General features: G+C 43.6%; 11 protein-coding genes and 1 pseudogene. All 12 read right to left on the bottom strand.

The window, feature by feature from the left end; genetic code table 11:
- Positions 1-401, bottom strand: a pseudogene (locus QZ169_RS06365) (D-alanine--D-alanine ligase); the annotation flags it as partial.
- 218 nt (positions 402-619) lie between these two features.
- Positions 620-1,216, bottom strand: coding sequence for a recombination mediator RecR (recR, locus tag QZ169_RS06360; protein ID WP_002897999.1), 597 nt, complete (start codon positions 1,214-1,216; stop codon positions 620-622).
- A 103-nt stretch (positions 1,217-1,319) separates the two neighbouring features.
- Complete coding sequence (gene pbp2b / locus QZ169_RS06355; RefSeq protein WP_080979536.1) at positions 1,320-3,386, bottom strand: penicillin-binding protein PBP2B; 2,067 nt, start codon at positions 3,384-3,386, stop codon at positions 1,320-1,322.
- A gap of 209 nt (positions 3,387-3,595) precedes the next feature.
- On the bottom strand, positions 3,596-4,288 hold the full coding sequence (locus QZ169_RS06350; protein WP_002898001.1) for a phosphoglycerate mutase: 693 nt from the start codon (positions 4,286-4,288) through the stop codon (positions 3,596-3,598).
- A gap of 149 nt (positions 4,289-4,437) precedes the next feature.
- Positions 4,438-5,184: a hypothetical protein gene (locus QZ169_RS06345; protein WP_125381852.1), complete on the bottom strand. Its 747-nt coding sequence runs from the start codon at positions 5,182-5,184 to the stop codon at positions 4,438-4,440.
- A 478-nt stretch (positions 5,185-5,662) separates the two neighbouring features.
- Positions 5,663-6,094, bottom strand: a complete 432-nt coding sequence (locus QZ169_RS06340; protein WP_125381854.1) for a Fur family transcriptional regulator — start codon at positions 6,092-6,094, stop codon at positions 5,663-5,665.
- Positions 6,095-6,297: 203 nt separating this feature from the next.
- On the bottom strand, positions 6,298-6,618 hold the full coding sequence (locus QZ169_RS06335; RefSeq protein WP_002896121.1) for a hypothetical protein: 321 nt from the start codon (positions 6,616-6,618) through the stop codon (positions 6,298-6,300).
- A 238-nt stretch (positions 6,619-6,856) separates the two neighbouring features.
- Positions 6,857-7,006: a hypothetical protein gene (locus tag QZ169_RS06330; RefSeq protein WP_295505456.1), complete on the bottom strand. Its 150-nt coding sequence runs from the start codon at positions 7,004-7,006 to the stop codon at positions 6,857-6,859.
- Between the two features lie 233 nt (positions 7,007-7,239).
- Positions 7,240-7,515, bottom strand: a complete 276-nt coding sequence (locus QZ169_RS06325; protein ID WP_002896125.1) for an HU family DNA-binding protein — start codon at positions 7,513-7,515, stop codon at positions 7,240-7,242.
- Positions 7,516-7,627: 112 nt separating this feature from the next.
- Entirely contained in the window at positions 7,628-8,461 is an 834-nt protein-coding gene (locus QZ169_RS06320; RefSeq protein WP_295505454.1) for a DegV family protein, read from the bottom strand.
- A 283-nt stretch (positions 8,462-8,744) separates the two neighbouring features.
- Positions 8,745-9,473, bottom strand: a complete 729-nt coding sequence (locus tag QZ169_RS06315) for a metallophosphoesterase (RefSeq protein ID WP_295505452.1) — start codon at positions 9,471-9,473, stop codon at positions 8,745-8,747.
- Positions 9,474-9,525: 52 nt separating this feature from the next.
- Complete coding sequence (gene recN, locus QZ169_RS06310; RefSeq protein ID WP_295505448.1) at positions 9,526-11,184, bottom strand: DNA repair protein RecN; 1,659 nt, start codon at positions 11,182-11,184, stop codon at positions 9,526-9,528.
- Positions 11,185-11,189: the final 5 nt, after the last annotated feature.

Here is an 11,189-nt window from a genome sequence, read left to right as displayed (position 1 = left end):
ACTCGCTTGGTCGTAATTTTATCCATAGCCAGGCCAGAAGATAAAATATTACAGCCGACATAAGGCATTTTGAGCACTTCTAGGAAGCCTTGAATAGAGCCATCTTCACCCATGGGACCATGCAGAACTGGAAAGACCACTGCTCCTTCTTCATAAATATCGCTAGGCTTAATCTTCCGAGACATATCCACTGTGGCATTGGTCATAAGCTTCTCATCAGCCATTGGCTTTGCTTCAAATTCCTGAGTTTGAATAAAATCTCCGTCCTTGGTGATGAAGTAAGTCTTCACTGAAAATCTATCATAATTGACAGCCCGCATGACGCTCTCAGCTGATAAAACAGAAACTTCCCGCTCTGCACTGCGTCCGCCATACAATAAAATCAATCTTTGTTTTGCCATGATTTTTCCTATCATTTTCTAAAAATAGTACAATTTACAAAAGCTGCCAGATCGAGAAGAATCAAGCTCAAAAGCTTGGTTTTACACCTACCTAGCTAGTCGATTCTTCTAAGCAAGAGCTTCTGTATCAGTCCGTTTTAGTATATCACAATTCCCAGCATTTTTGAACAGAAAAAAGGACTCTTCCAGCCAGCTAGAGCCAGAAAAATCCTTGATGTTTATAATTCCGTCCGATTTTCGATAGCGCGAATCAGCGTAACCTCGTCCGCATACTCAATATCGGAGCCAACCGCCAAACCACGCGCTAGGCGAGTCACCTTAATCCCAGCAGGTTTCAAGACACGGGAAATATACATAGAAGTCGCTTCGCCATCCGCAGTCGCATTGGTCGCGACGATAACCTCCGTCACCTCACTATCCATCAGACGAGTGATTAGACTCTTGAGATTGATATCGTCCGGTCCAACGCCGTTCATAGGTGAAATCAAGCCATGCAAGACATGATAAAGTCCATGGTATTCCTGGATATTTTCCATGGCTGACACATCTCGGCTGTCTTCAACGATCAAAATAGTTGATTGATCGCGCGACTGGTCTTGACAGATAGCACAAGGGTCTTCATCCGTCAGGTTGCCGCAGACAGAGCAGTAGCTCAGCTCACGCTTAGCAGCCAGCAGATTCTTGGCAAATTCATTGACATCGTCATCACTCATGCCAATGGTGTAAAAAGCCAGTCGAGTGGCTGTTTTGATGCCAATGCCGGGCAGCTTTGAAAAACTGTCAATCAGCTTGGCAATAGGGGTTGGGTAAAGCATAAAATCCTTTCTCTATTCTCAAAAAATCTCCTCAAACCAGATTGCTTCACTTGAGCACTGACAGCTTTAGCTTTCTCCGTTTGCTGATGATTTTCATTGAGCACTAATTCATAGGGTGTTGTTGGTTGTAAAGATTGATAATATCGCGAGTGATACTGTGGCTGACAGTAGAAGATAGGTTTGTATTGTGAGGGAACACCACTGCCACCGCAATCTGCGGCTTCTCACTCGGTGCATAGGACACGACATTGGTATTGATGGCTTCTTTCTTGCCCTTGTCCACGAAGGTCTCGGCCGTACCAGTCTTGGCACTAATTGGCACGCTCTCTCCCTGAGAAATGGTCCGACCAGTCGTAAAGCCACTGCTGCCATGAACCACTTGATAGAAGCCTTGCTTGATAATGCTCATATCCTCGTCAGAGATATTGACCTGGTTCAGCTCTTTGGTGTCAATTTTCTGCACCAAATCACCGAGTCCTCCTTGGTCGCTGTTGCCGTAAATGCCTTCAACGATATGCGGAGCCACACGCTTGCCATTATTAGCTACTGTTGAGGCATACTGGGCCAGCTGAAGCGTCGTATAGTTGTCAAACTGGCCGAACGAATTGGTCAGATAGTTAGCAAAGGTAAACTTGTCTGGAAGATAGCCTGTGGACTCATTTGGCAAATCAATCCCTGTCGAAGTGCCTAGACCATATTCTGCAAAGGTCGACCGCAGCTTTTTCATGGACGGATCCAGCTCATCAAAATCCAGCTTCATATCCGCTGAGTAAGGCGTCCCCATCATCTTCAGCGCTACCTGCACCATATAGGTATTGGAAGAGTATTCCAAGGCCTCTTGGGCTGTGATAGCACGTGAACCATACTGGGTGAACCAAGAAGTGATACTGTCCGTACCGCCAAAGCTAATTGGCTGGTCTGTCAGGACTTGGTTGCCGCTAATGGCGTTATTCTCCCAGCCCGAGGTCAATGTTGCAGCCTTGACCACAGATCCCGGAACAAAGACATTGGTCATGGTTCCCAGAGCATCGACAGAGTTTTCTCCAGTTTCCAGATTGTGACGTATGCCTGCCATAGCCAAGACAGCGCCAGTATTGGGATCCATAGCTACGGCATAGACACCCTCAGAGTAGGTCGCATTGCCACTAGCCAACTCTGCATTAAAGGCATTTTTGAGAATGTCCTCCACTCCCTGCTGGAAGCTTAAGTCCACCGTCAGCTTGAGATTGTCTCCCTTACTGCCGTCAGAGATATTTTCCACACTCTCCATATTACCATTTTTGTCCAGATGAATCTCCTTCTCAGCTCGCTTGCCTTGCAGGACTGACTCATACTGCTTTTCCAGATAGGAGGTCCCCACCCGGTCATTGAGGGAGTAGCCTTTTTTCAGGTAATCATCCACTTCCTCAGCCGGAAGTCCAGTCTTTTCTGTCGAGATATTACCCACGATAGAAGCCAGTGAGGTATCCAAGACCTTGCGGTCCCAGCCCGTTGAGACACTGATACCTGGCAGCTCTTTGCTGCTGGAAGCCAGTACAGCTACCTGCTCTGTTGTTAGCGCATCTGTCTGGATGGTCCCCGTCGCAAAGTTGGAAATCGCATTCATCTGACTAAAGAGAACGATGGCCTTCTTTTCCTCATCCGTATAGCCCAGCTGCTTAGGGTCAATGCTCTCAGCTGCCGCTTTATAGATTTTGGACTCAGGCAGGCGGTTGCCGTCTGTATCAAATTTCTTGTCCTTGGGTAGCTTTTCCACTACTTCTTGATAGACTGCGCTGTCCGCCAAATAATAATCGACTTCTTGGCGGTCTGTCACCTCTGTATCGCTGACACTGACATAGGTCAGGAGCTTTTGAGCAGTCGCCCGAATCTCCCCAGCCGTCAGCCGGTTATCCCGTGTATAGGTCACTACCTGCTTGGTCGTATTTTCCACCAAGGGCTTGCCGGTAGCATCATAAATCTGCCCCCGCACTGAGCTAGTCGTAATCTTGGTCTTGCTGGCCTTGGCTAACTTATCCGTGTAAAAGTCCTGATTGACCACCTGCATATAGCCCAGACGGGCAATCAAGGCTAAAAACAAAAGCATCACGATTCCAAACAGCAGATAAAGTCTTCTGGTGATGGAATGACTGTCAAATTTTCTCTTCTTCCTTGCCATCTTCTCTCTCATTCTAGTAAAAGTTCTGACCTTTATTTTACCATAAATCCAGCTCGATGAATGTTTCAAAACTGATAGAAAATCTGAAAATGTGGACGAGTTAATAGGAGATCCGCTAAACCTCGGAACAGAAAAGACTTGCCAGCTAAGCTTCTAGTAATCCTTGTCCTTCCTCTCTGTAAAAGCAAAGAACCTGAGAATAATCTCAGATTCCTTTAAGCTTATTTTCCAAGGTAGTATTCTTTTACTACGTTCAATTTCTCGTCAAATTCGAATACCAATGGTGGGAAGTTTGGAATTTCCACATCCATGATTTCATCGTCAGACAATTGTTTGATGTGCTTCACAAGGGCACGGATTGAGTTACCGTGTGCACCTACAAAGACATTTTTGCCATCTTTCAAAGCTGGAGCAATCTTGTCTTCCCAGAATGGAAGGGCACGTTCCAAAGTAACTTTCAAGTTTTCAGCATCTGGAATAACTGAGTCGTCAAGTGAAGCATAACGACGGTCAGTGTGTGCTGAGTGCTCATCATCGCGATCCATGTTTGGAGGCAATACATCGTATGAACGACGCCAGATATGCACTTGCTCATCACCAAATTGCTCAGCTGCTTCTGCCTTGTTTTTACCAGTCAGACCGCCATAATGACGCTCGTTCAAACGCCATGATTTTTCAACTGGTACCCAAAGCTGATCAGCTGCTTCCAAAGCAAGGTTAGTTGTCTTAATCGCACGCTTCAATACTGAAGTGTAAGCTTGGTCAAACTCGATACCAGCTTCTTTAATCAGTTTACCAGCGTCGATTGCTTGCTGTGTACCTTTTTCAGACAAATCAACATCGGCCCAACCAGTGAACAGGTTAGCTTTGTTCCATTCAGACTCACCGTGGCGAGCAAAAACTAATTTTACCATTAGATGGATTCTCCTTTTATTTTCCGAGGCAGTCCCCGTTTATCTATTCTATTTTACAAAATTTTCGCCTAAAAAGCTAGCCTATTTCGTCAAATCAGACCTTTTTCAACAAGAAAGCGCTTTTGTATTTCCGAGCAGAAACCTTTGCCCTAACACCCACCAGATAGATAAACCTCGTTGGCTTCCTTAAGCCACCAAGTCCGCCGCCTGTCTATCAACTGATAAATAAGCAGTAAGCCAGACACAATCCAGATAGAGAGCATATTGACAAAAATGAAAAGTTCTACACCTTTAGCATGCTGGGCCGGAGTTAGCTGGCTATGTTTACCTATAAAGACATCTCCTTCAACCCCATAAATCTTTGGCATAATAATATTAATAAAGCAAATAACAGCGATAAAAGTAACAAGCCGAACAGGACAAGAATAAAGGATTTTATGAAAACGCTCAAATCCTAAAGAAAAAGTAGAGAAACGTTTAAAGCGTTCTTTGCCCATAAAAAAGATGAATAAAGGAATGTAGCCTTCATAAGTGAAGCTAATCATTGTAGGCGTATGACGGCTAGCAATGAAAAAGCTAGAAAAGCCGTAATCTCCAGTGGTTAAAATCCAACGGCTTAAAAATTCTGGAAGAAAAATAGCTGGTATCACAAACAAAGCTGCTGAAAATTCCCTTCCAAATCTTACACTCCATACTCGCTGCATCTTCTCCCATATCAGGTGCAGACGTGCTTTGTCCGCGCCTTTCTTAGGAAAATTCTCTTTTATGAGTCCACCGCAAGAGGGGCAAATGGGATAGCCAGCTTCCTCTTCAAAGAGAAGATGACGACATTCCAAAAGAGGCGATTCATCACTGTCTGACAACTCATCCAGCCATTTCTTTCTCCACCAGAACATAAGACCTCCTAAAAATCTAACCTACCCACAAAGTAATACCCCTTAAAGATTTCGATACTACAGACTTATGACGAATTTACCTATATTGTAAATCCTTCAGAACTCTTTGAATCTCTTTGTACAAGGCTTTATTCTGCTTTCATTATATCAAAAGAGAATTGGCCTGTAAAATAATAGCATAAGTATATAAGGGGTTGTACTTAAAATATCTGATCTTGCTAAGTGCTGTACTTGACTAGGTACCAACGTCTCTAAGCTCAGATGATATCCTGCGAACATGCCTTGCTAAAACACATAGAAAAAGGCTAAGAGACATAAGTTCTAGCCTTGCTTTTTATTAGAAATAGAATCTTGACACAATAGCCGATTGTCAAATTGCTGCTTTGAAGTTGCAGATAGAATTTGCGAAGCAAGTCACAACTTTGTTCGTCTTTGAGACTCCAAAAACTCCTAATCATTCTCGCAGTCACACCGCCTCTTACTGGCATTGGGGGCATAGGCCATAGACAGTCGTCTGGCTTTGGGTGATGTGATAGCCAGTCTGCACTTCAGCCTCATGCTTCACATCAGGAAGTTCCAGCTCCATATCAGCGATACGGCCACATTTTTCACAGATAACATTGAGGTGCTGATGGCCCATAAAGTCAAAGTAGGTCGTCGTATCATTGCGAACCTTGAGCTCAGCGACAAACCCCTCATCAATCAGAACCTTGAGATTATTATAAACTGTTGCCAGACTCATATTAGGAAAATTGGGCTTCAAGTCCTGATATATCATTTCAGCGCTAGGATGGTCGTGACTTTGGATAATATAGTCAATTACCGCCTTCCGCGTTTCTGTAATGCGCACACCCTTGGCGCGCAAATGGCCAATTACTTGGTCAAAGTCATGCTGATGTTCTTGTTTCATTATTTACTCCGTTATAGCCTCTCATCTAAGTCATTACCATTATACCATGACTAGGCTTACTTGGCTATTAAGAATGATTGTAAATAAGCTAAAAAGAAAAAAGCAGGACAGAACTAACCAAAGTTCATCATCCTGCTTCTGCATGATTGCTTATCCATTTAAGGCAATGCAAGCTTTAAACTAGTATTTTTTCAATCCTCGCTCTATGCTTGGAATCTCTTCAAGCTTGCTAAATAAAGGGAACCGCCTATGATAGAAAGAATAGCACCAATCCAGCCCAAGAAGTCATTAAAGGTAAAAATTCCACCTACAATCATCAAGATAGAGCCTGCTGGTCCCACACGATTGTCATCCTTATAGTAGACAATACCAGCAATTCCCAAAGCTAGGATTGCAATTTTCAGGATGTCAAATACACCTAGCATAAAATAAATAACCCAAATGAAGAAAGGCCACAAAAGTAGAATAATACCACCGATAAGTCCAACAAGTCCATTTACGAGTGCTAATGTTTTTGTCTTCATCAACAGTCTCCTTTGTATAATTTTTTACTAAAATAGTTTACCATATTTGCTAGAAAAATACAAGCTCATTTTTAATTTTATGAAAAATTCAAGCATTTGACTGCTTTTAATGCTTATCTTTCCTTGAAAATAAAAAGCCTGCTATTCCCAACAAAAGTTGAGATAACAGACTTCTCATATATTCTAGATTTTCAAAGCTTTTTACTGAAGCTTAAGTCTTAGTCGCGCTGACATTTGCTCAAACCAACTGCTCCTCCAAAGCAGTCAATGTCTGCATGGGTAATAGAAAGATTGAAAAAAGCACGACAAACAATCCCATCAGCAGGCGAAATTCGCTGCCATAAGGATTAACAGGACGCAATGAGCCCTGAAGTGGTTTCCATTTCATTTCTCACCTCCTAAACTTTTTATTTCACGTCTTTAAATATGTTTGTCCTTTATCATTCTCTTTTGTTTAGAGACAAATTTCTTCACTTTACTGCAAAATAAAAACTCCAAGAAAGTTCATCAATCAACTTTCTCGAAGCACCTAAATCTCTTATTAAGCTCAAGAAATGAGAGCAAAAAGAAAAACCTGACATACTCGCCATAGGCAAGTGTATCAGGCTTTATTAACCAAAATTATTTTACAGCGTCTTTAAGAGCTTTACCTGCTTTGAAAGCTGGTACTTTAGAAGCTGCGATTTTGATTTCTTTACCAGTTTGTGGGTTGCGACCTTTACGTGCTGCACGCTCACGAACTTCAAAGTTACCAAAACCGATAAGTTGAACTTTTTCACCTTTTGAAAGGTACTCAGTTACAGCTGCGAATACAGCGTCAACTGCTGCTGCTGAATCTTTTTTAGTCAATTCTGTAGCTTCTGCTACTTTTGCGATCAAATCTTGTTTGTTAGCCATTTAACAAATCCTCCAAATTTTTTCTGGGTTAATAACCCTAACAAATATTATCATATCTAAAAAAAGCATTCAGGTCAAGTACTAAACCGCTATTTTCTAAATTATTATGGTTTTATTCGTAACGAATCAGCACAGCCCAAGCATTTTCCCCTGTATGTGTCTGAATAATGGACCCTGTTTCCAGCACTGAAATAGGTTTCTTGACATATGGCTGTAAACTTTCCTTCATTTCCTGGGCCAATTCTGGACTGCCTGCATAGGAAATTCCAAGCTTAGCCACTTGCTTGTTTTGCAGGCTTGCTGTCAAATCATCCAGCCATTTTTTAAAGGTCTTAGCACCCCTCCCCTTGACAATGGGCTCCAGCTGATGGTTCTTCATTTGCATGATGACTCGGATATTAAGCAAGGAGCTAATCAGGCCAGAAACTCGGCCAATACGGCCTCCTTTAACCAAATTTTCTAAGGTAGAGAGACCAATGTAGAGTTCAGTCTTTTGCTTCACTTCCTCTATTTTAGCCAGAATATCCTCTAGTCTAACTCCTTCCTTGGCCAGCTTAGCTGCTTCTGTAACTTGGAACTTCATAGCCTGATCAGTAAAAGAGCTGTCAACAACCGTCACATCAGCATTAGCCAAAGTCGCTCCCTGACGGGCTGCTTCGACAGTTCCTGATAAAGCGTGAGACATGTGAATGGAGATAATCTGCGCTCCATCCTCAGCCAATTGCTCAAAAACATCAGCAAAGACTCCGACAGGCGGCTGGCTGGTTTTAGGAAGATTGCGACTAGACTGCATGAGACGAAGAAACTCACCTTCCTCTAGATCTGCATCCGAATAGACCACCCCGTCCACCATAACAGAGAGAGGTACAATTGTAATGTCTAATTCCTTAGCAACCTCTGGTTCAATGGTTACAGATGAGTCTGTTACGATTTTTATTTTTGTCATAGATTTCCTACTCTGTATCTAAATTTTAACTTGTTATTACACTACATTATACCAAATTTTTATGGTTTTGTGGGGGAATATTCGCTAAAATCACAGCTCGGTCCAAGCGTTTCCTAAATTTAATCTGCCTGTTTTAGTTTTTTAATCTTTTTGCGCTTCTTTAAAATTAGATGAAAAAGTGTTTACATGCAGCTTTTTTAGCTTTATTGGGGAAAATTTTAGGAAAAAGCTGGTTTTCAAAGAGAATCTCCGCAAAAAAAGATTGGATTTTCCCAATCTTTTTTCAGTCTTCAGCTACCAAACCATCATTTTTTATAGCATACTGCTCTATGATGCCATTATGACCAAAGAGAACTCCGTGGAGGACTCCGCCATAAACAGCTCCGCCATCCATGCCAATCTTGCCATCCTCAGTCATCCATAGCTGATCAGTTCCCGGTGCCTCATGCAAGAGGTAAAATGTTGGTGTATGGCCAAAGACAATCGTTTTGCCAGTCTGATTGCTGCCTTCGTGAAAAGGCGCGCGAATCCAAACTTTTTGATAATCACTGGTCTCTCGCCAGTCTTTCAACTCCAAATCTAGACCAGCATGGACAAAAATGTACCGCTCTGTTTCCAATAGGAAGGGCATCTGACGAATAAAATCTACTAAATCGGCCGCCTCCGTCTTGACACGTTCCGCATCTGCTAGTCCATCTACAGGAGCATTGAGAGGTCGGCCTAAAAGCGAATTAATCGTCGTATCTCCGCCATTGCGTCGGTAGTGGTCATAAGACTTTTCAGGATTGTCCAACCAGGTCAGAAACATATACTCATGATTACCAGAAAGACAGATAGCTCCTTTCTGATCCACTAAATCCTTGACCCGCTCCAAAACTGCTCGGCTGTCCTCGCCTCGATCGATCAAGTCGCCTAGAAAGACTGGTTGGCTGCGACCGTCCCAGTGCTGGAGCAGCTCATCTAGCATACCAACCTTACCATGGACATCACCTATTGCAAAATATTCTGTCATACGCGCCACCTCCTAAAGGAGACCGAAACACTAGTGTCTCAGCCTCGCTTGTTTATTTTTTTAATAATTCTCTGGCTTGAGTCAAAGCAGCCTCCGTCACATCTTCGCCAGCCAGCATCTTAGCGACTTCCTGAACACGCTCGTCAGCCGTCAGCAGCCGCACCGTTGAGACGGTCGAATTCTCATCCGAAATCTTCTCAATAAAGAACTGATAATCGGCAATCGCAATGACCTGCGGCAGATGGGAAATTGCCAAGACTTGCCCATTGGAGCCAATTTTGTAAATCTTCTGAGCAATAGCCTGGGCCACTCGGCCAGAAACGCCCGTATCCACTTCGTCAAAGACAATGCTGGTCTTACCTTCCTTACGAGAAAAGGCAGACTTGATAGCCAGCATGAGACGGGAGAGCTCGCCTCCAGAGGCAACCTTCACCAAAGGTTTGAAATCCTCGCCCGGATTGGCTGAGATGTAAAACTCTACTTGTTCATTGCCTTCACGGTTGAACTTGCCCTTATTGAACTGCACTTTAAAGCGCGCCTTTTCCATATAGAGGTCTTGCAGCTCTTGCTTGATTTCTGCTTCCAGCTGGGCTGCTAGGCCGTGACGAGCCTGACTCAGCTCCTGAGCCAGCTCTACCAGCTCTCTCTCCAAGACCTTCAGCTCTCGATCCATATCCTCTGAGGACAAATTACTTCCGGTCAAAAGGCTGTATTCTTTGGAAATCTGAGCAAAGTAATCCAGCACATCATCTACTTGGCCGCCGTATTTACGCGTGATGCTGTTAATCAAGTCTAAGCGACTCTCCACCTGCAGCAGCCGATCTCCGTCAAAGTCCAGTTCATCTAAAATATCCTCTAAGCGCTTGCTGACATCTTCCAAGACATAATAAGTCTCTGACAAGCTGCCTGAAAGCTCCTTGTAGGCTGGATCGTAATCCTCGATAGACTCAAGGTCATTCATAGCTGATCGGACATTGGTCAGACTGGAAAAATCTTCATTATCCAGCATGGTATAGGCGTTCGTCAGCGTATCGGCAATGAGCTTGTGGTTGAGCAAGCGATCCCGCTCCTGATGCAGAGCAGTATCTTCACCACTTTTGAGGGCTGCGCTCTCAATCTCCGCCATCTGAAACTCCAGCATCTCAATTCTGGCCTTATGCTCCTGCTGATTTTTCTGTAGAGTCAGCAATTGCTTACGCAGGCTTCGATAGCGGTCAAAGGTTTCCTGATAGCGACCCTTGAGATTTAAAAAGTCTGCTGTTCCAAACTCATCTAGCATAGCGATATGAAGCTGGGGTCTCATCAATTCTTCCTGATCGTGCTGACCATGTATATCTACCAAATGCTGGCCAACAGCCTTTAGAACAGACAAATTAACCATCTGGCCATTGATACGACTAACACTGCGGCCGTTTTGCAGAATTTCCCGACGGATAATCAGCTCATCGGTCAGCTCCCAGCCCTGCTCCTCAAAAATCTCTCGCAAAGCTCTGCTATTTTCCAGCGAAAAAAGTCCCTCTATCTCAGCTTTGGGTGCCCCATGACGAATAACATCCGTCGTAGCACGGCTGCCCAGCATCATGTTCATCGCATCAATAATAATAGACTTGCCGGCTCCGGTTTCCCCGGTCAAAACCGTCATACCTTGCTCAAAATTAAGAGAAATCTCCTCAATAATGGCAAAATTTTTAATCGAAATTTCTAATAACATAGGCT

Source organism: uncultured Streptococcus sp. (assembly GCF_905372115.1).
Lineage (GTDB): Bacteria > Bacillota > Bacilli > Lactobacillales > Streptococcaceae > Streptococcus.
The sequence above is the reverse complement of the archived record's forward strand: the minus strand, read 5'-3'. Positions and strand labels throughout refer to the sequence as shown.